A 25274-nucleotide genomic window follows, 5' to 3' on the forward strand; every position below is an offset into this window, starting at 1 on the left:
TAAAGGTCCGCTCTGCGCACATAGTATACTTGAAGTAGGTGAGCTTTCATCTGATCGTCCTGAATACAATTCTAACCGGTGGCTTCAATCTGAGAGCGTAAGCGATGGCCTCGACTGCCTCTGCCCGCCACTGCGCGGTAAGCGGTCTGCGAGCCGCGGAATCGAGCGTGCGTGGCGGTACGCCGATCACGAGCACACGCTCAGCGTTTGGCGCGGCGATGATAACCGTGGCTCCTCCAGACTGTGTCGTCCGAAAACGACTCAACTCTCTCGCCTCAGCCTTGAGCGTCGCGGCAAACGAGCCTTCCTTTTGAAAGGAAAAGAGTTGGTGCGTCTTGATGCTTTTCACCTCTGTCGCCAAGCCAGTAGTAGGATCGATGCGAGGAGCGCTATCGATGATTTTGGCATACGGCAAGTCTTCGCCGAGCAGCAGATGTCCAACCTCGCCTCGGAGAGTCGGGTTACCGGCCTTCCCCACTTCGGCCCGCAGATTCCAGATGCCGCCCTTCAGTTCGGCGACCGCTCGCAGGCGGGCCTCTTCTTCTCGGCTGACCTTCCGCTTGGCCTTAAGGTCGGCGATAATTTGATCGACGTTCTCAGGGGTAAGTTTTGGCCCGCGGCCAACGCGTAATTTGGGCACGCAAGTCGAGCCGTTCGAATGCCGGCACCAGTCGCCGTTTGGACTCTCAATCCACTCATGCTCGCCGATCTTGATGCTGCGAGGCGGGCCCTCCTGCACCAGATGCGGGTTGTCCTCGATGAACTTAGTCTCGTTGGCGATCTGCTGCTGGGTGAGCTTTCGGCTCTCAAGGTGACTGCTAGTCTCTATGCTGCTATCGCGCGCCGCACCTGACTCTGGCTCGATCTGCCGGGGCAGTGGCTCGGTAAATGCCGGCTCACCGTGCGGCTGCGCTGTTTCGACCCGATGCGGTGAAGCAGGAAGCTCGCCAGTCTCCTTGACCAGACGGCTCTCTGCCTTCGCTCCGGTCGTGGTGGCAGTTGCAGAATAGGTCCCCTTGGCGAGCGTCCTCTCCGCTTGACTGGCCGTGTCGAGGACTGCCGAGCCGCCCTTGAGCGCTTTTGGAACATCACCAATATCGGTCGCGGTGCCAGCCAAACTCAAGGCTACGGTTGCTGCGCTGCCTCCCTCCTGTTTCATTCCGACTCGGAACAACGTCTCCGACAATGCTTCCTCGTTTATGGTTTTGATCGTCAGGGCGTAGTTCACTCCCAGTCTTGCGGCAGCGATGAGAGCGCCGCCCGGAACAAAAACCAGAGCGAGACTCAGGATGTCTAACAGCCGCTCCCACCACGGAGCGCTCTTATACTCATCAACGCGATCGTCGATGAACTTTTCCATTGTCGAACCCGGCTTGACCCCAAGGACGTGTTTAGTCCACTGAACCATGATGTCGGCTTTGTAGATCGTCCGCCTGTCCTTGCTAAGTTCTCGGCGGGCCCGGGTAAGATCGCGCAATGTCTGCTCGATGTATGCATGGAGCAGGTTCTTGCTCCGCTCGGCGCTCTTTCCAAAGAAGAACTGGTTGATGTTGAAGCCCCGCCAGGATGCGACGGGGAGACCGGAAACATCTTGCAAGCCATTCAGGTAATTCTGTCGCGCTTTATTGTAAGCGTCGCTCGCTGACTCCATGGTCTTCGCGGCGTTCTTTAAAGCCTCGGCTCTTGGCAAGTACGCGGACTCAATGGCGATCGCGGCGTATGCGCGACTTGCCGCTTCCCGGTCACGGTCGGCTTGCTCCATGCCAGCCTTGAGGCTCCGGATCTCGGTTGACTCCGCAGCGGCGCGCAGTGCAGCAATCTTCTGCGGCGCGCCCTGGCCTTGGACGTATCGCTCTCGAGTTAGCAACAGGCCGCCTTTGAGCCAGTCGAGTGCTTTGTTCGTTTCCAGGCGGAGCCGCGTGTCGAACACCCCCATCATGGCATCGCGGAGCGCTTCGAGCTTCTCAATAGTGATGCCGACCTCCTCAATTGCCTGTTCCGCGGCTGGCCGGTACTGGGGCATCAACTGGCTCATGCGATACAGCTGGTAGGCTTTTTCCGGAATATCCGGAATGGACCCGCCGAACGCTTGGAAGAGTTCGGTGTTCTCTTCGGCCTGCTTCTCCAACGCAGCTCGTGCTCCAAGCACCTCGTCGACCGCCTGTGGCCAATCGAGCGCCCAGTCGAAGTGGCGCCGCGGGTCGAATACACCCGCGCTGCTCTCCTGGAACAGGATCAGTTCCTCGTCCTTAACGCCCCTGTCCAGCAGCCTTTGGGCAAAATTCGAGAAGCCAAGAAACTCCCCGGCAGTCATGAGGCGGCGCCCGCCGCGCTTGACGAATCGGCTTTTGATGCGCTCGGGAACGGCGTTGAACTGTGCTTTCGCGAAGGCATCCTGATTGAATTCGCCGACCTGAATCTTAACGACGACTCGCTCCGCTGCGGTGGTTCCCGGAGGGTAGAGCCATCTGAAGCCCTTCAAGTCCTGATTTTCGCCGTCTTCGCGTTTGTACTCGACCAAGCCCGCCGTCTCGGGCTTGTCGCGCTTGGCGTACCAGTAGGTTCCCTCGTCGAGATTGTTCTCTCTCAGGGTAATCGGAATCGGTTCAGGCTCTCCTACCAAATACGCCTTCGCGCCGTAAGGCTGGTGCGGTTGGGCATGAATGGCGACGACGGTCTTCTTTCGAGCTGAGCCCGTCACCTTGTGGCGAGCGACAGGCTTTCGTTGAATTGATCGATTGCTTGCTTGGCCCCCATCCATGCCTCCCTGTTGCATAACGTGGGTGAGTTCGTGGGCGATCAATCGCCGTCCCTCATGTGTCCCTGGCGCGAACTGATTCGCACCAAACACAATATTCGGGCCGACCGTATAGGCTTTAGCGTTTACCTCCCGCGTCGATTGCTCGGCAGTCGCACTTGAATGCACTCGCACGCTGCTGAAATCGTGTCCGAAGCGCTGCTCCATGTCCTGCCGCAGCGTCGGCTCTAACGGCCTGCCGGGACTGGTAAGGGTTTGGTTTACGCTGGCAGGCGTGGTACTCGCTCCCTCACTCGCGTGCTCAGGGAAGCACTGGATGCGTAGGGGTAAGTTGTTAATTGTGGAATGCACCGGTGCTGCCATAACCTGATCGGCGATCCGGTCTGCTTCCTGTTCCAGCGGGTCATCACTCGCCCCTATCGTTAGCTTTGCCTGCAAGCGTCCCTTGTTCTGGCATTCTCCGCACTTACCAGTCAATGAAGATGTCGGCGAGCCACAGGTGCATTTACGTTGTAATAACCCCCTAGCGGATGACGACTGCGATGTCGCCAAGGTTCTGGGTGGTTGAAATGTTGCAGTTATAGCACTCACAGCCAACCTCCAATCTCCGCTTCTGCGAAGGGCCGCTCCAGCTTGGCATATTCTGTTTTAGCCGCGTCGTGGATATGGCTCATCGATACTGGCTGCTCTGCATCCGCTGCCAGAAACATGGCGTTCAGTGCAATATTGCGGATGTTTCCGCCAGGGATATTCAGCTTTGCCAGCTTTGATACATCCAAACCCTCAGTAGGTGTTGCGGCTGGAAACACGCGCCGCCAGATTTCCGCTCGCTGCTCGGTACCCGGAAACGGGAATTGCACGATAAAGCGCAGGCGGCGAAGAAAGGCGGCATCCACCGAGGATTTAAGATTCGTCGTCAAAATAGCAAGCCCCCGGTAAGCCTCTATCCGCTGCAACAGATAGCTTACTTCAATGTTAGCATACCGGTCATGACTATCCTTGACCTCGCTGCGTTTACCGAATAACGCATCTGCCTCGTCGAATAAAAGAATGGCGCCGCTTTCCTCAGCGGCATCAAAAATCTTGCGCAAGTTCTTCTCTGTCTCGCCGATGTATTTGCTTACCGTTGAAGCCAGGTCGATGCGGTACAGATCAAGCTGCAATTCGGCGGCGAGAACCTCGGCAGCCATTGTTTTGCCCGTGCCGCTGACGCCGGCGAAGAGCGCGGAAATCCCCAGGCCGCGCGAGCTTTTGGCGCCGAAACCCCATTTGTCATATACCGTTTCCCGGCGCCGGACATGAATTGCGATCTGCCGCAGCAACTGTATCTGTGGCTGCGGCAAGACCAGGTCTTCCCAGTCAGCGGCCGGCTCGATGCGTTGCGCAAGGCCATCCAGACGGGTACGGCAGCGCGAACGGCAAGCCTGCCATGTAATTTGCGCGAGATCCGCGCCAGGCAAAGCGGCGGCGCGAGCGATGACCTCATTGGCAATGGAGCGAATGGCAGGCAGGCTCATGCTGAACTGGGATGCTATCGCATCAATTCGTATGGTATCGCCGTCCTCCGCCCCCAGCGCAAGCCGCCACGCAGAACGCTGCTCAGGGATGTTGAGACGATCCATATTCAACTGAACTGCAGGACGATGAGCGATCCGCCTGGGTTCCTGGCTGGTAATAATGATCGGGCCGCTAAATCGCTCGATAAGACGCTCCGCACCACGAGAGCGGGCATCGCCAGACGTGTTCGAATCAGAATCGAATTCAAGGAGCAGTACGGCGTTGCCCAGAGCGGCTTCGCGCTGGCAAAGGCGCAACAGGGCATCCAGCTCAGCAGTAGCCACAGGAACAAGATCAGTTGGCAGCGCGAACGTGCCAAGCCCAACCGATGCCGCTGCCGAGGAGACGACGGGACGGCAGTCCGCCAGATCGCGGGAACATAACTGGATAGCGGGCAAGGGCTGCTGTTCGTTCGCAACAGACCAGGCAGCCGTGATGGCCTCGGCTATTGCCGCATGCGATGGGGCAAGATCTGCAATTGCTACTGGTGCGATAGGCTCTATCATTCCGGCCAACCATTCGTCCAATTGCGGCACCCCTGCCAGATAATGCAGCACGCACTCGTCAATTCTCAGTCGCGCGGCAGTTACCGCTGAGCCATTTCCAACCTCGATCAACCGCCACCGCCGCAACGGCCCCTCGGGCGTCAGCGCGCTCCAGTGGGCATCGGGCAGCACAGCAAGAGCAAGACTGAAGGTTGGATAATTGCGGCCCGGATCACCTTGCGCGGCAGCGCACAGGGGAGCAACTGTAGAATCAAGCTCAATGCCCGCGCAGAGCAACAGGAGATCGCGCTCGAAACGGGAGAGGCTGAACGAAGCGCACAAAGCCTCCAGCGCTGCCGGCGGTTCGGCAATGACAGGAGTCTTGTTAGAAATAGAGTTGCTGAAGGCAGTGGCCTCAGCCCTCTTTTCTTCGACGGGGGATGCGGGTTCTGCAGTTCCCGGGGAACCATCATCACCCGTGTGACTTTTGAGTGCCGCGTGACGGCGAAGCATTGATTTCAAGTCCGCCAGCGCCGCCATCAGAGCGTGTTGATTGGCGGATTGCCAGTCATGGCCCGCTGCCTCGCTCATCATACATCAACCGTTGGGCCATCGAATTTACCGGAAGCATCCACGGTTAGCCTGCTCACAGCAGAATCCACCTGAACGCGCGCCAAATATGTTCCGGAAGGTACTGAACCGTTCGGAAAAACGGTGGCGAAAGTGAATGTGTCCGTCTCGCCAGGATGGGGATCGGCTGATAAGGTGAAAGCTTGCGGCCCGTCCTGCTGATTCAGCACGAGGGACACCTGCTGTTTAGGCCCGGCCGGTGGCCAGATTGCACATGTCAAACGCCCGGGAGTTGCGGATGTAAGATTTAAAATAGCGGGCAGGATCACAAAAACCATGATGTTGGATTGCGAAATGATGGGGGATGAAGGCACGGGAGGCGTTGCGGTTTGCACCAGTTGAACTGTATTGACTCCTGGCCTCAGACCTGCCGGCAGCGTAACTTGAATGCTGTCGGAAGTCGACGACGGCTCGATTGTCCCGGGAAGGGGATCGCTCTTTCCCGGGGTCATAAGCACCACGGAATTCGCCGTGCCCAGCCCTTTACCCCGCAGCGCGATCGATAGGGGCGCGGGTGGCGAAGGCACCACAGACTGCGGCTCGACGAAATCGATGAGCATAAGGCTGAATGGAGATACTTCAACGTTCCATTTCAGCACTGGCAGTGCCGGGGCGGGCGGGGGCTCATCGGTCTCGATCAGCACAACGGTCGCCATATATGCCGTAGAGAGCACAAAATTCGCCTTGGGAAAAGCAACCCAAAGCTTGTTCATATCGTCCAGGGAAAAATTGAGCGGCGTTATCCGCACAAGGTCGATTTGCTCGGACAAATTGGAATCCAGATACAGCACATTGTTGTTAGAAGCATCCGTCATCTGCTCAACAATCTGAATGTCTGAACGCTGCAGCACGGGTTCGGCGTGGAGCCCGCGCGCGACTGCTCCCAGCAGCCGCTGGTGTTCCAGCGTGGAATCCTTGCCATAAAAGCTGAACAAATAATGAAGGTCCAGCGCCACTTGCGGGCGGCGGACGAGCGAACCATCATCGCGCCGTGTCGGCAGGTCCGCGTTCCGCCAGGCTGTGTTGGGAGTGACTTGATAGAGAAAAATATTTACGCGAGGCGGCGTTTCGGAGCCCTGCAACGACGAGTCATCCGGCCGAAGCGTACTTACTTGCGGACCGTTTACACGTGCACCATCGAGGCTCGCTGTCACCACATTCACCAGCGTTTGCGTGACGGTTGCTATTGCCAGGGCATTGCTCATTCAATATCCTTGCTGACTGCCATCTAATCCCTATGCTGTGCTCGTTACTGTGGCTGGTCTGATTTGTGATAGTTGAAAAACCGCCAACTATTCAGCTGACGGAAAACAGTGTTATTGTCAAAATTTGTAATGTCACTCCGATTACTCTGCTGATCATCCCTACTGAGATTCAAATCAGAAATAAATGATTGTCCTCTAAGCACGTTTCCGGTAACTGCCAGCTCAAAGGCTGCGATAAACAAGCTGTCGTTCCTAACCCTAATGACTTCCGGCGTTACCAAATTCTGGAACAGATTGCCTTGTACAACTGCAGCGTGCGAATATAAGATAGCAGTAGGTGCGACAACCGTAGTTTCTTCAATAGCGCGTCCTCCATTGCGCAGTTCATTTGAGTTCAACAACAAGGAGACATCGGAATCGAGGGAAAGATCAATATTATCATCAGGACCAATAGGATCAGGCGGACGAACAGGAGCCAGGAGGAGAATCACTGCCGGGCCTGAAGCCGCGCCATTAGCGGGTAACGCATCAATGCAGTTGCCTGTAAGATGAAATTGCCGCATGGGTAACGCCGGCAGGGAGTTGACCTTGAGATTAGCCAACGGATAAGCTAATGCGACGCTTAACGCTTCCGTGACGGGCTTTCCACCGTATCCATTAAAATAAAACCGGATATATCCGATCTGTTTCACATCATCGTTGCCCCGGGTCGCGTTAGCGTTATCGATACCACCGAACCAGATTCCACCGTCGCAATCGGTAATTAAATTGTCCTGGAATCCGACCTTGCCCGCACCGGAAACTCCTATGACCGCAACAGTTAAGCCCTGCATACGATTATCGATAAATTCAGCGTGGTCGAGTACGGCGCGGACCAGGCTTGGGGCTCCGGTGACATCGGATGAAATGGATGGGACTATCATAAACGCACTGAGCATGACGGAGGGCGGCGGAATTTCCGGAGATGGAACCTGGATGGGACCAATTGCTTGTGCTGGCAAGTTCAGATTGAAGGCTTTGATAAATGCCGGGTTATTTATGAACAATTGGCGGAAGAACAGTTGGGCGCCTGACGCATTTTGTGCCGGCTCAGCCTGCATCTTAGCACCGCCAGCAGCAGTCGCCGGCGCGGCTACATTGGCCCTTGATCCCCTGGCGGAGGGGCTTGGCTGATTCACACCAGGAGGAGCTTCGGGTCGGGGTTCGGGTCGGATTGGAACTCGTGCCGGACCGATGAAGCGGCTTTTCCGCACGCTCAGGCTTCTGCAGCTGGCGCTTGCGAAAATCGCAGCAGCATAATTGCTGACCTCACTGAGGGGTATCATCTGAAACTCACAATCCACTATAGAAACGTCTGTGCAGTCCAACAAGCGCAGACCGATCATCATGTGTGGCTCGACAAGATTTTGAATAATCGCAAGCAGGTCGCCAGCATTATCTCCCTGGATTGCGACCGCATCCTTCAATCTTACGGCCGGTGACTTGAAACTGATACCGCGCACTGTCACGCCAGTGCTTTGCGTCAATACAACAAGGCCATCCAGAAATTTGACCTCGGTATTAGGGGCTGCCTGGATCAAGACACCGCCGTGACAAGCTTCAACTGTTAGACCGTTATGGCGAGAATCGAGCCGTAGCGGCTGCGTCAGCGAATACGTGCCCGGAGTAAGACAAAGCGCGATGCCTTGCGCATGGTTCGCGAACTTGTCTACAGTGTTTTGCAATGCCATAGGATCTGCCTGAAGGTCCTCAGGGTGCAACGTAATAGCACAGCAACCCCCAAGTTTGCGCTTGGTAAGCTCAACGAGGTTGTCGAATTTCTCCCGACAGTCCCGCACAATGGGAATTAAGCCTTGCGGCGGACTGTCCGGCGGCGAGGTGACATCCCCGGCCCAGTCGATAACAGCAAGCGGACAAACCCATTGCCGCGGGCCGTCAGGCGGTTGACCATCGGTAAGAAAGCGCTCGGGGTAGACAGCTTGAGGTGTGCCGGGCCGGGCCGCAAATAGCCAATAAGCGCCAACCGGTGCCTGAAGTCCCTCTGCTAAAGACATTTTTATGGTGACCACGATACCCGTCGTGCTGTTGTTGCTCGTATCGATCAACTCGACCGTTGAGCTTCCGGAAGCACTGAGTTCGAGCTCAGACTGCCAGACTCGCACGAATAATGGATTCTTGTCGGGAATATATGCAGCCGGCAGGGGCTGATCAAGCTCGATGCTGCGGTCGCTGGGCTGATAACCTCTCGCAAGGGTGCGAGTTACACCCGTGGCTTCGGCCACGCAGCGAACAATACTGCGCCCCGCAGCGGTTTCACTCTGGCCGCCGTCAATAATCAAAGCTGAGCGGAGCACTTCGACTACCTGTCCTGTCCGGGGAATATGAAAGGCATCAACGGGTGATTGACGAAGCAATAAGGTTTTTGAATCGGAAATGTCAGCACGATAAAGGAAGCTGGCATTGTCGTAGCCCCATAGCAATTTTGGTGCGCCTCCAGCTCCACCCTCAGAAATCTGCACACGGATGAGCTGATTTTCGGGTTGCAGATAACCCCCCTGTGTAACAGGTTCACAGGGATCAGGTTGAGAAGCTTGCGTTGAAAAGCTGATCTGCAACGACACCTGTGGCAGCAGCCGCATGGTTTTTGGGTCAAACGTGAGATTGTTATTGCGCCACCACGCTTGCGCCTGGGCAAAAGCGGCGGTGCAATCGCTCGAATCGACTTTCAATCGCTTTACACGCTTGATGAGCCTTACTCTCTGGGTCGTGTCTGGCCCCCCGAGTGCAACGTCCTTCAGATCGGTATCCTCTATCGCACTGACTTCCTGCTCGAGTAAATGCAGGTAAACAAACTCCAGGGTTGCGTCAGTGTTCGGCTCATCGGGCTCTATCCAGTCCGGTTGGTCAAAATAGCTATATGAGGTCTTGAGCCTGTAATCGGCAGAGGAAAAGACAGCCCGCTGGCCGCCCACATACATCGTCCCCGGGCTGATCAAGAAATCCCTGTTGCGTGCCATCAGGGCATTAAGCGGAGGAGGTGGAACCCGGAGCGGCGGGCTGCTCGGAATAAGTGCTTCGATCGCGAATCCATTATCGGGCGTGCCGCACGGACCAACGAAATCGAGCGCGTCCGCGTCGGTTCGCTGCCCGGCAATTTGCTGAAGAGCGTTGAAGTCCCGGTCCAGGACCACCCTGCCCTGCTGCATGACGACACCCTTGTAGTGCTGGCGTTCGCTATCATCGGTTCTGCTTATATCGCTTGCCATTTATAAAATCCTCTTCAAGTCGGCCTCAACCTCCGTAACCCCGCATTCAGATTGGAAATTCCTGTTATTCATGTTACATGTACGATGACTGGCACCAGACCAATGGGCATGAACTCCTGAAACTTGATCAGGAGTCCGCGCTCTTTGATCGCGTTTCGCTCACGGGCAAAAGCACCCATCTCCGACCCATCCTGCGATCCCTCGGAAATAGTGTTTTGGATGGCGCTGTTAGTGCCCCGGAGAATCGCCGTGTCGGCAGTCGCGAGAAGCTGGCAGTAACCAGGGTTTCCGAAATCCGTCGAGGTGAACAGGATCGCCTGCGCGGATATAACCACGCTTTCGTATTTTTCGGGCAGTATGCTTCCTATCGTCCAAGCCGTGAAACGCACACACCCGTGCTGGGTGTCGTCAACTTTCGCTACGCCCTGGAGGATGCTTTCGCTGACACGGAGCCTGTGAACACTTATACCGCCAAGCACTGTGCAGCGGGAGAGGCAAACTTCGCCACTATCCAGCGCGATCGCCACATTGTTGGGTTCGGCCGGGGGTGAGAGAGGACTTTGGGGAGGACTGCTGACACTTTCCGGAAGAGCCTGCAAAATGCTATCGGTGATATCCAGTGTCTGAATCTTTCCGCCACCTCGGGTTCGAATTGGCCCCATGATCGAGCGCTCTACAGTAAGTGTCTCGACCGAGCCCTCGATCCAGAAGCGGGTGGGAATAAGCTCTCTCCCATCAGCCGAAATTGCGAAGTTACCAGACGGCGGTGAGGAATCGAGCATATCGGAGGCACTGCCAGGGTCGAGCGTGCAGCAGGTGATCGTAATGGTAGTAAAACTGCCGCGAATCACGATATCACCCCCGCTGATAAACAGGCCGTCGAGAACGAGAGAACTACCTGGCGCACCCGAGATAGTCCATTCGGTAATTGTTCCGCCTGAGCCAGCAGGAAGGCGAATGAGCGGGCGCTGTCTATTGCCCGCACGAATCGTCAACACTCCAGTCGCCGCAATACTGTCGGCCCCCGTATAAGTCAGAGAGTCAACGAGGGTAAGCGTACCGGTTTGAGGAACGGCACTGGCAGGCACACTCCCTGGCATTAAGGCAGCGCCCCCCCCTGAGAATGTCATGTGAGGAGCAGGGGTGGGAAGTGCTTTCCGTCTAAGGCGGCGATCATATGGACCAGCTCCTATGTCGGAAGAGAATCCGTAGTGGTACCTCACCCACACCTCCTGCGGTGGAGAACTGTTGTATGCAAACCAGCCTCGCTCGGACTGAACTCGAACCTGATTGGCCGGTACGATGTCTGTGTCGGATTGCGGAACTGGAGTACTTAAGACCGTGAGGGAGTTTGGGTACAGTTCGATTGCCTTGGCATCCGGTGACGCTTTTGTATTAGCGTCATACAGTGCCTGACTGATCGGGCCAGGAAGTTGCTCTTCGGCGGGCGAGATCCATCGGTTTCCGTATTGCTCACTCTTGCGTGAAGCATCGGCAAACAGCGATATGCTTCGGCCGGTGGGATCGAAAGTAAACCAGCCGGCGCAGGTTGGGGGATTCGTGACCGCCACGGGCGTTGTCGGTGGAAGATCAAAGCTTTTAAGTCTCCACAGAAAGACACCAACGTGTGGAATGTCGTGCCATCCCGTCTTTCCTCGCCCGGGCCGGAAGTCGGGTGTGTGAAAAAATTCGTCGAAGGCTGAGCCGGTTTTCGACGAACCGTAGTTATTTCGAAGGCTCGCCGTTCCTCCGATTTGGCTCCGCGTGAGGCGGCCTGCAAGCCCTTCAGCTTGCTGCAGCTTATCAGTGCCGTCGCCTGCCTTTTCAACCCAGCCGATCTGCGGATCCAAACCATGCCGCGTGCGGCCCATTCGGCGAAAGAATTCCACTACTTTTGCATCCCAACCGGTGACATCGAATGCCAGTTCCTCAAGTAATGCCAATGTTCCCTTGCGGCGGCGATAATAGATTGTCTTTGCCACATCCAGCCGTTGTGCCCGCGAATCGAGATTTGACACGAGGTTGGTCGCCAGCAGGTCTCCAATGTAGGGAATTACCCAGTCGTCGCAGGTTTCGATCGATTGATCTTCCCAAGCTCTGTCTATGCTTCTCCTTAGAATGGCAGCTTGTGCACCAATGCGATTGACGAGTTCGCGCAAGGGGCCATTACCGGAAAACTCATCGCTATCCAGCGAACGGTAGATTGCAGGCAAGAGATTCCAGAGTTTATCCGCATAATAGACGTCGTAATGGTCCAGGTGGCGCGTCATCGAGCCTCCAGAGAAAGGGTCAATCCCTCATTGGGCAGAATAAAAAATGCGCCCGCGCCCGGATCGTGGCGATGCTCCATACATGTATTGGAATTGGAGGGCCTGCGGATCCGTTTGCCGGTGGCGGAAGACGAGAAGTTGGATTTGCGAGATGTCTGAAGTGACAAGGTTGTCTGTTGGCGGGCTCGGGCGACTGTAAAGTCCAGTTGTTTCGGAGATTCAGCAGAAGAGAACTCGAGCCTCTTGACGGCCAACACACCTGGAACAGCAACGCAGGCAGCATAAAGCTGGCTATCGTAGATTGGCTGGCCGATCTCCAGGACGTTCAGGCCAAGCAGCCCCTTGTCCGGATCGAGCAGGGCGACTCGCACAGCGTCCAATACCGACTTATCGTTACGTCTCGGATCGATCACAAGAGAAATCGTGAGGCTTACCTGAACGCCTTTTGCCAATAAAACAGCGGGAAAACGGTTTGGATCGGCTGCCGCCGCTATGGCAACTCGCGCTGCTTTCACAGCTTCCGCATCATCACCCACCCATACAGTTACACGGGGGCGTTGCTCAAGGAAATCGAATACAAGCCCTGCTTTTGCTCGGGTTACCCCAAGAGCTTGCGAAGCGATAGCCTCATAGTCATCCGCTGAGACGGCGCGATTGAATGTGAGTACCGATCGCGGCGCCAATCGCCGCAATTTTGCGGGCGGATCAGGATCACTGCCTCCACCTACCGCTACCGGATTGCGGATGGATTGAAGCCCCGGTTGGGGTTTTAAAACCACGGTCAGCGTGCCCGGAGCCGGGGTATCAGCACCACTGCCGTAACGATATGACGCAACAATATTATTGACACCAGTCGGTAGCCGCGTGCCGAACTCGCCATCGCCAAATATGACGTGCGTTTTGCCCTGGTCATCTTCATGTGTGATGAATACTTGCGCGTTCGACGGCTGTCCAAAGAAACTTTGAACCTCGGTCCATTCCACATCATTCACCCAGACACGTACACTGCTACTGTAGTTGTCGCCGGATCGCGAATCTTCAGGTTGCAGGTAGGTAACTGGCGAGTTCTGGAGCACAAAATCCTGGCCGGGAATAGCAGCGTTCCCGCTGCCGAGTACTTCCCTGGTGACGGTCTTGCCGCGCGATACGCTCAAAAGGTTGAAGTAGGCTCGAAGCGGTGGAATCAACAGCGGAACGGGGGAATCCAGTACAAGCTTTCCATCCGAATTGATCATGCCACTCGCACCGTTTCCGACCGCGTCTTCGACCAGGACCTTTGTTCCCGCGGGAACGTCCGGAAAAGCCGCCCCAAAGGAAGGTTCTAGCACAACCGCGCTCCCAGGGGGGACAATAGTTTCATCGACAGTCGGCGGCGGCAATACGATCAGATCTCCTGCCTCTGTCCACGAGTGCCAAACGAAAAAATTGGCCCGGTCTGCCTGCCTGTCAGTCACTAATTCATCAGGTAGTTTTTCTGCCAACGTCAGGCTCGTATGTGGAATAGGAATCGCAATATGCTTATCGGGATCTGGTGGCACTGAAGGATCCACATTTGTTCCTACAGGATCAGGTGGGTCATATTTATCAGGATTTGCATACCATACAGCTTCAGTCGCGCTCTTTACCGCGAACAACCGGAAATCCGCAGCGGATGCCTGGATTACAATCGGATCATTGCTCTTGAAGCCGCGCACGAGCGATGCGAGATCGATTGTTCCCGCCTGATTGACATTGCGAATTACCTTTCCATCCGAGGCTGGATACTGCCATACTTGCGTCAATTGGCCGCCCTTATATAGTTGTAAGTCAGGGACGCTATCCAATGCATCTATTCTTGATTTCCAATTGAGTTCAATGCGGGTAATGGCACCTATGCTCGCATCATTACCAGGTCTGACGGCTGCCACGTTCGCGACTGCGAATGCAGCCGGTCTGATCTGATTTTTCGGAAGAATCAGTACCATATCGTCTTTTTTTACAGCAGGTGGTGCACCCTTCAGCACTATTGTGGTAGTTCCTTCCTGAATCGGCGGTTGGGTCGAATCGTGCACTGGCTGCACGCTCACCGCTCCTGATGATGTTTTCAGGGATGCTGGTGACGTCGGTTTGATACCTATTGTGGCGTCCGTTTCTAACTCGAACACCTGTGGTTGCTTGCCCGGTCCTGGCTTGCTTTGAACGGCAAATCCAGCAGGCAATGTAAATGGCAACGAACTGCTTGCCAGCGCGGCTAAAACACCCTTCGCACCGATCCCGGGACGAGGCCGGTAACCCAGCAGGCGAACCAACCGGTTGACACTTTCAGGCAAATCGGCCGTCCGTAGATACGCTTGGGTCGCAATCCGCTCGTTGTAGAACGTTAGAATATCGGCCAAGTATGCCCACCACTCGACCGTTTGTACTGCAAGATCCCCATGGGCGCCCGGGTGCCATATGGGCGGGGTGATGTTATTAACGGTGATTGACAGCTCTATCTCCTCAGCAGATGACTGCAGCAGGGCATGACGGAATGACGCGTAGTTGCCCACTCGATACTCGATGATATTCCTTCCTGGTGGGTTGAATATCACACCCGGATGCACGAATGCTCCACAAGGGCAGATCGAATCGGTAGCGTTTTTACAATCGCTCATTTGCCCCCCAAAATGCTGACCTTAATCGATCCGTGTTCCGGAACGCTTGGATCGTTGTCGCAGCGGATGATTTGATCCGCTGCAACGGCGACTGAATCGGGCATTTCAGTCATTCCCTGTGTCCGGCCGCGCACCCTGTAACGTACACATAAAACGCCAGCAACGCCTGGTGCAGACTGTATAGCCGATTCAAGATTACTTCTCTCCAATGGGACGCCAAATGAGAAATTGTCGGGATTGAAAAACCCTCGCTGACCATTTACGACACTAGATGAGTTTAACCGCCCGAGGATTGCGGCCTGGACGTCTCCCTGAAATGCATCCGGCAATGCACACACCTGCACCTCGATATCCAGCGATACATACTGCGGCTCCGGCACATAAGACTCGTACCCCGCCATACGGTAGCGATTAAGAAGGTCAATTAGTTCTTTTCGCTGATCAATAGTGATTCGTTCGCTATGCAGCGGGTCAGGCGTGGTGAAGACTGTAAGCCAGCTACCCGTCCATCTGAAGACTGTTCCCGCTCGCTGTACCCACGGAAGTTTCTCCGCCGCATTTTGATAGTCTTTTGGAATCACAGCGCGATTTTGCAGTGTCCTGAATGCTTGAGGAGCGAGCCGCCGGACACGTTCCGCGGTTTCCTCATCCGCTCCACCGGAGGCTGGGAAAGGATTGGTGGCGGACCGCAATTTTGCCTTCGCCGAAATCGCTGGGTCGATCTGCCAAACTGCGTCCGCAGCTATATTGCCTATCGCTCCGCCGCCTACACGATATGTAACGCGAAAGACGGCGGTATCAGGTGGAATCTCACCAAAAATTCCATCGCCGAAGCGAATCGTATCCCCGGCATCGCTATCGTACTCATACTGGACCGAGTCGTCCGAGTTACGTCCAATAGGCAGATAGCGGGCCTTGTCGAGTGTAAAGACATTTGCGAATTGCTCGGCATCGAGTAGCCGTCGCAACCAATCCCATTTGGCAGGCAAACCCCCATCCGTTTGCTCCAATAGAATTTCTGGCAAAGGAATTCTGTCTGCTGCTGGGCCGGTCGGAACCAACCATGCGAGCGGCGCTTTTTTCAGGCTATAAAGGTACTGCCATGGAGGAGGTACATCAGTATCAGCTACTGCTTCACGCGGACCTGTACGGACGATAGCAACAGGAATTGTAGGATCTTCTGGCGACGCGGAAACCATAGCGAATCTCTCGTCAGTGACGGTTATCCCTTGCGTCGCTGGTACCAGATTCCCGCCGAGTGTAGTTCGGGTCAGGTCATGGTCGACAAGCAGCTTATCAGCATCTCTCCAGCGAAGATATGTGAATGCTACAGGTGCAGTTGGTCCAGGGGGCGAAGCGTTACAAGTCATGAATGGCGGCCTAGAAGAACCTATTGGCTGCGAGAACAGAAAGTCGCAGTCTTCCACGGGACCGCCAATGCCGAAATTATCAGTTAGCTGCACAATTTGGCGAATGGGAGGATCAGCGCTCGTCTGTGCCTTCGTTTCGATCAATAAGAGCTGATTTGGCTGAAAATTGAACCCGTGACCAAGCACTTTCATACTTGTCGCGCCTGCTTTTAAGCAACGCTCACTGTCGTCGAACCAGTACGGCTTGATGGCCCCCGCATTCCATAGCGAGCTGGCGATGGAGGTAGGTGGACTAGACAATCGTCTGCCAGTGGCATCGGTCAAGGTTTGCAACAGGCCCTCCCCGGTTTCGAAAACAACAGGTGTGCCATCCGGAGCGGCGCCTGTTACCGCTAAACCATGCGCTATACTGTTTACACCTTGATCGACATCGAATTGCAGCATCACTCGCGAGGCGGTAGCGCATCTCGGTTCATAGTCGACCATACGCGCGTGCCGAACGAGAGAGCGCCGCTGCGTTGCTGTATCAAGCGATGCTTCGGCAGCGATTCGATCCTGCGTATAGCTCAAGTCATCCGCCAGTGCTGATAGGGCTTCGAGGAACATTACGCCAACATCAGCTTCGGAACGCTCCTGCCATTCCGGATAGCGAAGTGCGGAGAAATCGAGCAATGCTTGGCGGAAGCTCAGGAAATCCTTCGCCAGGTAGTCAATCGGGGGAATATCTTGCTCCTCAGCCGGACATTGGGGCGTTACCAGTCGGCAATCCAGGCTCGACGGACATCGTGCCTTGAATGAGAACGTTACCTCTTGAAAAAAAGGATCAAGCTTATTACTGGAAATCGACAATCTGTATATGGAAAAATCGCCCGGGGAAGCAACAGTCAGGTTCAGGATGAGCGAATTGCCGTCCGTTTGCCAGTCTGTATTGTCGTTAACCGGGCTGACGGACACCGTCCGGATTGTTTCGCCACCTGTTATTGTCGGTGTCGAAATGGTTCCGCTCAGTTGAACACTGTTGAGAAAATGAACGCGCAGCCATGTTTGCGAGTCGTTTGCAATCTCGACAAAATCGATGCCGTTGAACAGTAACGATTCAAGCAAGCGGGCTTTTCGGTCCTTGATTTCCATAAAGATGCGGTTGTCAGCTCACGATAATCTCAGTTACTTGTTTGGATTGAGTCTCAATCAAGACATATTCAATCGTTACCAGAATCTGAGAGTAGTCCCCGCCCTCGCCTGGAGAGACCTGAACGTTAACTACGGTAATCTGGCCTGCAAGCCATCGGTCCAATGCTCCCCGGACAAGTAGCTGTGTCGTTGCTTGCAGTCCGTCTGAGTTGGGGGCAAAAAGCAACTGCCGAAGCCCGCAACCAAATTCGGGGAGATTAACTCGCTCACCTGGAGAGGTGAGCAGTATCTGGCGGATCATCTGGCCTACGTGGGCTCCGTACGAAGCTTGGGCAGCCTGCCCGGATACAGGGTCAATACGGAAAGGAAATGCATAGTCATGCCTGATCATGGGCTCTTCCTCTTCCTTTAAACTCCGGTAACGCGAAGTTGCGCAAACGAAATGGTTACGGTACCCTGCACGGCTTGATCGGCTGCGACACATAAGCCGATATTGTCCTTTGTGAGGGTTGAATCGCTTTGTACCTGACTTCTTGTCGCAGGTTGCATCCATTGCACCCTCACGCATGGGTGTGGCACCCCTGCAATATTTAGTGAGCAGCCGGTGATGGTAAATTTATCGGAGGTGCGCAACATGTAATCGCCCATTGCCTTGACACGCGTATTGGCACTCACAAGTTGCACTTTTCCACCATGCGGACACATCAGGACACTTGACGTATTCAAGAACCTCGCTGCCATATCATGAAACCTCCAGGGCACCCTCATTAATGCTCACCTCAGAATCGCTCAGGCTGATCTTGCTGGAGCCTCGTTCAAGCGTAATTCCGTCACTGTCGAGAGTAATTTTGTTATTGTTACCGTCAGTGATTGTGATCGTGCCGGAATCGTCGTCGGCAAGGATCTTGTGACCGGACTTCGTCACAATCGCCTTTACCGCAGGGGCTGCGTCCGAGGGCAGCTCACCATCACGCCAGTAGCAACCTGTCCAGATTGGGTAGGAAACGTCACCCCCTTCGAACTCGATCCACACGCCAGTCCCCACTTCCGGGATAAAAGCAAACCCGGCACCATTACTTGCGTATGGCACGCATGGAGAGCACCATCCGGTCGTGCCGCCCGGTAGCACTGAGGGAACCTTCGCCTTGATGCGCAAAGTGTTCTTATCGACTTCGGTTACGGAACCACGGTATTTCCCGTAAAAACGGTTCCGTAGCCGCTCCAGTACATCCATGATTAGCTGATCGTTTATCATGCGCCAATCAACCCTGCCAAGCCGCCGCCTCCTCCGGTCGAAGATTGACCGACAGCGTTGCGGACCAGTACGAATTTCATTCTGTAATCATCCGGAGTGATCATATGGCGCACGCTCCAGACGAGATATTTGCCCGAGTGCAATGCACCTACGCCTTCGATCGCGACAATCATGCCGGCACGCAACACCACGCCCAGCCGAGCAATATCTGCCTCTCCCTCGCATCGTACAAACCATGCAGATTCACGTAACAGCGACTGCGCGCGCAAAGTCAATTCATCACCCTCGTCGACGGGCGCGGCAAGCAATACGGTCATCGGACTGCCGCTAAAGTTAGCGAGCCCGCGATCACCTAACAATGGCAGTCCTGTGTCGGAACTATCGGCAGAAGCACCGTCAGGATCAGGATCGGTAAACAGTGCCTGGCGAGCAATGACGGCTGAAGGAGCTGTAACTTCCCACTGAAGATCGAGCGATTGCACATTCCACGTTTCTGAATCGGTAATCGAAAAAGTAGTGACCGGCTTTACGTCGAGCTTGGGTGATGCGAAGTAACCCGTTCGAACACCGGGTTTATCTGTGCAGACGACTCTGCAGAATTTTCCATTGCGGCGAGCAAGGGCGCGAAGAAACTGAATATCCGTAGCGCGCTGCATCAGGCTGTGCCCGAATTCGTTATGTGAAGGTGAATCTTCGTCTGAATTCTCCTCGGCAGGAATAATGCCATAATCACCAAAGATCGAATTCGCGGCATCTATATCAGAGACATTAACCCATTCTTTTACCTTTTCGGTAAGGTTCATCAGCCATGAAGCATCCTGCCCCCAAACCTTGAGCTTGCTATCTGTTACTCCTGTATTCAGGTGAAGCTTATGTGAAAGCACGTAGCCATCGAAAATACACTGTGCGCCTGTTCCTCCACTATCACCTCTGCAGGGCACCGAGGCTGCATCGGCGATGACTCTTGAGGAGTCGGAGGAGGAAGCGCTTACCACTACTGCGAGGTTAGTCATCGGTCGCAGCCGATCATCAGAGACATAAGTCAAGTCTCCAGCTTCAGTTCGGCTTACGGGCACATTCAACTCCACTGCGCCCGGCAGATCCATATTCTCTTCGACTTCGAGCAATGAGATACTTGTATAGAAGTCTGCGTCCGCCGGCTGGTTATCAAAGAAAATCTGGTAGTTGCTCGACATAGGGTATAGCGTTAGAGCCCTGCCAGCGGAATTCCGACCAGATCGCGCTTCGCCAAGGCATCAGGCACCATCACATTGTTTGCATCGCACAAGCGCCAGAACCCGTTAGGGTCATTGAGGAAGCGGTTCGCGATCAAGTCCAATCGCTGCCCCTCAGAGCGCCGAAAGTACCCTCTAACGAAAGCAGGCCGAGGAATTGGGGTTCGCAATACGTTGATGCGGGTGCCGTCGAATCGTATCAACACCATTGTCCCAGTTTTTTCATAACGACTTCCCGGAAATATCATGGCTGCTTTCCTTTGCGAGAATGGACTAATCCCACTGCAAAATCCAATCCTGGTATTGAAAATTAAAAGGAATTCGGAAGCATTCCGATAACCGACCCTACGGGGTCGCCGAGATTTGCTACAGCGTGTGTTTGCCGCAATCCCTGCGAATATTTGTAAGCTACCCGTGCCACCAATCCCAGCGCTCCCTCCACTTTCCCAAGCTCATCAAGCGTGAGAACGCGCAGGGTAATTTGCACATCTGCTTGGGTCGGATTCAGCATTCTATCGTACAGCTTCTCGGTAATTGCCAGGTTGGTGACTCGCACTGGTACAATCCGTTGCGGTCCCCATACAAACAGCACTGTGGGCACGTGTGACGCCGGCACCTCTTTTTTCGCTGCGGAACAAACAGTGGCTGAAACCGCCGAGGCAATCGTATCACCTCCTACGGCCCCGGCAGCCGCCCTCGCAGCGCCGCTTGTAACAGCTCCAGCGGCATTAGCCGCGGCAGAAACTTGGCCAACCAGCCCACCATCGAATGCTCTGCTCGGATATTGCAACATCTCGAGGGCAGCCAATCGGGGATAGATACCGCTGACAATGGCAAGGCCCGCGGCAACTTGATTAGCATCACTGTCAGCGATCGCATCGTTACTGTTGAGTGCGAGCGAAAACGAAAATTCTTCGCCCGGTATTCCTTTAACGGCTAATGGATCCTTGTTCGCCTGCGGATCAGGTGGGGCAGGCGTCCAGGTATGCGTAATAGTTTCCGGATTAAACTGAAACAGGATCACGTTCGGCGATGAGCCGATGAATGTCGGCATGAAAGAGACCAAAGCACCTTTAATAAACCATCCCGGCATTTACATCACCCCGTAAAGATTGTTTGAGCGCGTGTCACAAAAATTCTTCATGGCAACCGCCTCAGTTCCTGAAGAATTTCAGAGATAACCTGCTCGATCAGCTTGTCTGTATTGGTAGCGGCATCTGCTGTTAAATTGATGCGTACGACAGGCACATCGCTTAGCGCAATGCTTTCACGCCTAGCCGCTAATCCTTCCGTTATTCCCATTGCCAAACGCCGAGCCTGGGACTCAGTGACACCTGTTAATTCCATTGACATTCTGTCAATTGATATCCCCGGCATTTTTTCACCTATTCGCAACTCATCATTTCTTTAACCCCTGCTTCCGCCGGAATGTGGAAAAACGATGCAGGCGGAACAACTTTGTTCATCCTTGCGCCAGCCCAAAAGACCGGAAGCCCTGTGCTAGCGGCACAACTCCGCGAGGTGAAGATGTCGTGCTGGAGATAACCTTCCGAGGCGGTTTGGGGGGGTTGATGCGCACTTCCAGAGTACCGATGTGAATAGCTGGGGAAGAATTGGAGTCCCGCTGCTCGCGCTTTTCAGACTGATGTGCTGATTTTTCCGACATGGCTGACGCCGGGGGAGTCAGCAAAATACGATGAGGGTGGGCTGCCTTGCTTGCCGAGCTTACGCTGGATGTTTGCTTTCGCTGGACACCCTCCTGTATCAACGCAGCAGTATCCTCAATAGCAGTCATCGCTCGCCTCCCCAGCTCCTGTTTTGGGATAACTGAAGTGCTGCGAACTATTCCTATTCGTTCAGTATCTTTTGACATAAGCAAATTGTTGTGAGCCATCGTTGTCTGCGCAGTATCCGTAGTCTTACCAATTATCGAATCCAGGGTTTGGCTAGGCTTCGTGCCTGGTTTTTTTACTTCATTCATAATCCCCGTCACGACTGGTGCAGGCTCATTATTTGAGATTGCCACAAGCTCATCTTTCGTCGCGTTTGTCGGCCTTGTCGGCCTCAGGCCGCCAACGGATGGGGTTGATAACATAATTGCCGGCTCAGCACCCGTAACGCGGAAAGATTGCTCCATCTGGGTCAGGTTTGATGTCCCAATGGGAGTCTGGGGAACATGGGTGCGTGGTGAATCTGTAGCTGATGCATTTTCCGGGAAACTCAGACCTGGTCCCGGTAATGCAGGCCGGAAAAATATACGTGGGGGTGTTAGAAATCCTCGTCCGCCTCCCCGGTCCCCGCCTTGGACGAGACGAGAAAGATATGAAACAGAGCCTTGCATGTTTATTGGCCTCCTTCTTGTCGAGCGAGCTCGGCGTAAATCATCCGGCGGTTCCTGGGCATTGCGAGGATATCTGCTTCTGTCCAATGGTACCGACGAGCGAGTATATCTATGTCCTCGTAAATGAATGCAGCATACTGTCTTAGCTCACTTAGGCAATAATCGCGGACGTCAAAGTAGATATGTGCTTCTGCCCCGCACTCCGGGCATGCTCCAATTAGTTCGTTTGAAAGGGCGGGAGCCATTGATTCCATGGCCGTTTCAACCTGTAGGCGCTTCCCGGCATCAAGCAACGCTGGCCGGACACATCGTTGAACCAGTGCCTCTGCTGGGTCCGGGAGCCCTGCTACCGCCAACTGATCGGCGGCGGTCGGTATGCGAAAGAAAACCTCATCTTTCTGTCCGGAACGGTGATTCAATGGTGTTGGGGGCGGCTGAGGCGTAGAACTCCCGGCGGATTCCCCCTCAATCCCTGCTTTATGATTTACCTGCCCTTCTAAAAGCCGGAACCAGCCTGGCTCTTCCGCAGACTCCACGCTCCAATCGCGATCATCTTCCGGGACCAGGACTGGGATGTGGTGGGCGATGTACTCATCAACCCCGAACGAGATGTCGATCCGTTGATTACAACCTGCTGCTCCACAAGAAACATCGGCTCTTATACTATCGCCTAAAACCGCCTGCCGGAGACGAAGGATTAAAACATCCAGGTCAGTCGTAGCCAGCCAGTCCCAGCTTTCATGAGTGCCGATATCCGATGTGCCATGATCCTGCAAGCGGGCGAGGCGATTTAACAACGCAAGCACAAGAGAAACGTTGTTGTCCCTTGCTTCGAGAAGCAATTGATCCTCAACACCAGTCAAAGGCCTAAGGATGACTTTCTGCCCGCTTATCGGCAGCGGTCCTACACGTAACACAGCCTCAACAGTCATCTTCTTTTATGTCTCGGCCGGTTCTGTAAGCGTCCTATCCCTCTCCCAACCTTCGTTTTCCAGCTTAATATGCTCCAATGCAACCGAGTTTGCACCAGCGTCCAATTCCGGCAATGCCTGGTATTCCGATACCCAGCAGCGGTGAACGATATATCGCAGTACAGGATCTCCCCTCTCATTCTGTAACACAATAATCATTTCTTTCCTCAGATCGCCAAGTGAGGTACTGGGCGACCCTTTGTCGAGCACTTGGGCCGCATCCGCCCAATCCTGAAAGTCGCTATCGTGGGTTACTCCGCGCTCCAGTGTGATCGCATCATAGGTGGTGCGGCCGAGTCCCTTTAGGACGATTGCATTTCCGCCTTCCTTGTATTCTATCGGCTCACTTGTTCGCTTTAATCCCCCCACTTTGCTTACCCCGGCGACGGGAGAAGTACTCCCCCCAAAATACACAAGAAAGCGGTATGTCTTGTACGGATCGTATCGACTTGAGTTGACGCTGAACGGTTTGCCCATGAAACTCTCCTAATCCAAACATTCTCTGTGATTGCTTCAGAAAGAAAGCAACGCTCAAAATGCCGCTCAAGCTGTCTGAGTCTGCCCCGCAAGCTGAGCAATCTTGATGATGACGAATTCAGCGGGTTTCAGCGGTGCAAAAGCGACAACAATATTGACTTTACCGTTATCAATATCAGCCTGCGTTGTGGTCTGGTTGTCACACTTCACTTGAAATGCTTCGCTGGGCTTCGAACCCTGAAACGCACCTTGACGAAACAGGCCGAGCATGAAGGCTTCAATGGACGTGCGTATTGCTGTCCAAAGCGGCTCGTCGTTGGGTTCGAAGACAACCCAACCAAGATTATTGTAGAGCGTTTGTTCGAGGAACAATGTCATTCGCCGCACGGGCACATACTTCCATTGCTGCTGCGACGTGTTGGCGTCTGCTCCGACGGATGTACGCGCGCCAAAAACAACGGTACCGGCGCCCGGGAACGAACGTAGGCAGTTGACAGCAATTTGGTTAAGTGTACCTTGACGACGGTCGCTCATCTCGCCCGCTGGAACAACACCCGTTGTTCCGAGGATAGTTGTTTCCAGCCCAGCTGGGGCCTTCCATACGCCTCGGTTGAGATCCGTCCGAGCAAAAATCCCGGCGACTGTGCCGGCGGGAGGCAGTTCAATTGGCTCGCCTGTTTGCGGATTATTCGATTTTATGTATGGAAAATATATGGCTGTATTAGGGGCAAGAGGAGCCTTGGTTCCAATTTGGTTTTCCACCAGTTGAAAGTATGCATCACGAGGCAAGGTCGCATCGTCGTCGGGGGGTGGCGGGGGATCCATAATGAGGAATGCCCGCTTCCTCTCGCAGAAGTCCAGCACCCTGCTGAGAACAGTGCTCGATGTCACGCCCGGAAGCACCATCAGGTTGAAAATGGAAACTTTGTCCAAGGATGAGTCGTCCTCCAATACATCCAGGAAGTCAGGAGCAATCAAAGGGGGCACCCCTGTCACGCCTGAGAGCACCTTGTCAGTTTTGGGGGGATACGAAGTCGGAAGAGAGCCTGAGGTGGGCTTTACTGTCACAAGGCTGGATACCGCCTTAGTGCCAGTCCCGATCCTGGTTTCAATTTCGCTAAGTTTGACTTGGCGGTATACCTCAACTATTGCACCTGTACCGGAACCGTAGGTAATTACAATGTCCGCTTCGGTTGCAGACACAGGACTGGTGGGTGGAGAAGTCGGACTGACACCAGTCGGTGTTATTGCAACCCTCATCTCGTGAGTGGAGTCCGTGAGCTCCCGCGCTGTGAAGGTGATTCCACCTATATCCGCTGATCCTGGGTCTAGAGGTTCCCCCTCAAACTTAGCTTCCAGACCAACCACATAGCACATCGTACCGCCATTCAGGAAGAATTGATTAACAGCGAGCGGCAAGTTTCCAAAAAAATTATCGACAGCGTCCGTGGGTTTTGGTTTTGCCGGCGAAAAAATCGGGCTGTCAAAGAAGCCTCCAAAATTTCGCTCATAATCGGTGAAACTGAACAATAATATGGCTTTGCCAAACTGCGTCTTCGGTGTTTTGAATGGATGTGTGTAGCCGATAAATACCGCGATGTTCGTCGGCGCGGCTGCAATGGTGTGGGTGGAGCTCGGAATTTCCTCTATATAAATCCCTGGATATGTAACCGTTACTGGCATGGATCCC

At 54.4% G+C, this 25274-nt stretch carries 18 protein-coding genes; all 18 read right to left on the bottom strand.

Annotation, left to right across the window (positions count from 1 at the left end; translation table 11 throughout):
- Nucleotides 1-46: 46 nt before the first annotated feature.
- Entirely contained in the window at nt 47-3235 is a 3189-nt protein-coding gene (locus BMY01_RS12000; protein ID WP_139176901.1) for an eCIS core domain-containing protein, read from the bottom strand.
- A gap of 110 nt (nt 3236-3345) precedes the next feature.
- Nucleotides 3346-5394, bottom strand: coding sequence for an ATP-binding protein (locus BMY01_RS12005; protein ID WP_217638665.1), 2049 nt, complete (start codon nt 5392-5394; stop codon nt 3346-3348).
- Nucleotides 5391-6635, bottom strand: a complete 1245-nt coding sequence (locus tag BMY01_RS12010; protein ID WP_074747546.1) for a Pvc16 family protein — start codon at nt 6633-6635, stop codon at nt 5391-5393. The genes BMY01_RS12005 and BMY01_RS12010 overlap by 4 nt, the downstream gene beginning before the upstream one ends.
- 44 nt (nt 6636-6679) lie before the next feature.
- Nucleotides 6680-9901 carry a DUF6519 domain-containing protein gene (locus BMY01_RS12015; RefSeq protein WP_074747549.1) on the bottom strand — a complete coding sequence of 1074 codons (3222 nt, stop codon included), beginning with the start codon at nt 9899-9901 and terminating at the stop codon, nt 6680-6682.
- A gap of 68 nt (nt 9902-9969) precedes the next feature.
- Nucleotides 9970-12171 (bottom strand): hypothetical protein, encoded by a 2202-nt coding sequence (locus tag BMY01_RS12020; protein WP_074747552.1) that lies wholly within the window; start codon nt 12169-12171, stop codon nt 9970-9972.
- Nucleotides 12168-14804, bottom strand: coding sequence for a baseplate J/gp47 family protein (locus tag BMY01_RS12025; RefSeq protein WP_074747555.1), 2637 nt, complete (start codon nt 14802-14804; stop codon nt 12168-12170). The genes BMY01_RS12020 and BMY01_RS12025 overlap by 4 nt, the downstream gene beginning before the upstream one ends.
- Nucleotides 14801-17305 carry a baseplate J/gp47 family protein gene (locus tag BMY01_RS12030; protein ID WP_074747559.1) on the bottom strand — a complete coding sequence of 835 codons (2505 nt, stop codon included), beginning with the start codon at nt 17303-17305 and terminating at the stop codon, nt 14801-14803. The genes BMY01_RS12025 and BMY01_RS12030 overlap by 4 nt, the downstream gene beginning before the upstream one ends.
- 13 nt (nt 17306-17318) lie before the next feature.
- Nucleotides 17319-17696 carry a GPW/gp25 family protein gene (locus BMY01_RS12035; protein WP_074747561.1) on the bottom strand — a complete coding sequence of 126 codons (378 nt, stop codon included), beginning with the start codon at nt 17694-17696 and terminating at the stop codon, nt 17319-17321.
- Nucleotides 17697-17713: 17 nt separating this feature from the next.
- Entirely contained in the window at nt 17714-18046 is a 333-nt protein-coding gene (locus BMY01_RS12040) for a hypothetical protein (protein ID WP_074747564.1), read from the bottom strand.
- Nucleotide 18047: 1 nt separating this feature from the next.
- Entirely contained in the window at nt 18048-18560 is a 513-nt protein-coding gene (locus BMY01_RS12045; protein ID WP_081353911.1) for a phage baseplate assembly protein V, read from the bottom strand.
- On the bottom strand, nt 18557-19756 hold the full coding sequence (locus BMY01_RS12050; protein WP_074747567.1) for a phage late control D family protein: 1200 nt from the start codon (nt 19754-19756) through the stop codon (nt 18557-18559). Before BMY01_RS12050 ends, BMY01_RS12045 begins: the two co-directional genes overlap by 4 nt.
- An 11-nt stretch (nt 19757-19767) precedes the next feature.
- Nucleotides 19768-20043: a hypothetical protein gene (locus tag BMY01_RS12055; protein ID WP_074747570.1), complete on the bottom strand. Its 276-nt coding sequence runs from the start codon at nt 20041-20043 to the stop codon at nt 19768-19770.
- A 62-nt stretch (nt 20044-20105) separates the two neighbouring features.
- On the bottom strand, nt 20106-20849 hold the full coding sequence (locus tag BMY01_RS12060; RefSeq protein WP_139176903.1) for a hypothetical protein: 744 nt from the start codon (nt 20847-20849) through the stop codon (nt 20106-20108).
- Nucleotides 20850-20935: 86 nt separating this feature from the next.
- Nucleotides 20936-21148 (bottom strand): hypothetical protein, encoded by a 213-nt coding sequence (locus BMY01_RS12065; protein ID WP_139176905.1) that lies wholly within the window; start codon nt 21146-21148, stop codon nt 20936-20938.
- Between the two features lie 109 nt (nt 21149-21257).
- On the bottom strand, nt 21258-21590 hold the full coding sequence (locus BMY01_RS17485; RefSeq protein ID WP_139176907.1) for a hypothetical protein: 333 nt from the start codon (nt 21588-21590) through the stop codon (nt 21258-21260).
- A 548-nt stretch (nt 21591-22138) separates the two neighbouring features.
- On the bottom strand, nt 22139-23068 hold the full coding sequence (locus BMY01_RS12075; RefSeq protein WP_074747583.1) for a T4 family baseplate hub assembly chaperone: 930 nt from the start codon (nt 23066-23068) through the stop codon (nt 22139-22141).
- 6 nt (nt 23069-23074) lie between these two features.
- Nucleotides 23075-23584: a phage tail protein gene (locus BMY01_RS12080; RefSeq protein ID WP_074747587.1), complete on the bottom strand. Its 510-nt coding sequence runs from the start codon at nt 23582-23584 to the stop codon at nt 23075-23077.
- A gap of 66 nt (nt 23585-23650) precedes the next feature.
- On the bottom strand, nt 23651-25267 hold the full coding sequence (locus BMY01_RS12085; protein ID WP_074747590.1) for a phage tail sheath family protein: 1617 nt from the start codon (nt 25265-25267) through the stop codon (nt 23651-23653).
- Nucleotides 25268-25274: the final 7 nt, after the last annotated feature.

The organism is Nitrosospira multiformis, from assembly GCF_900110185.1.
In the GTDB taxonomy this organism is placed as follows: Bacteria; Pseudomonadota; Gammaproteobacteria; order Burkholderiales; family Nitrosomonadaceae; genus Nitrosospira; species Nitrosospira multiformis_A.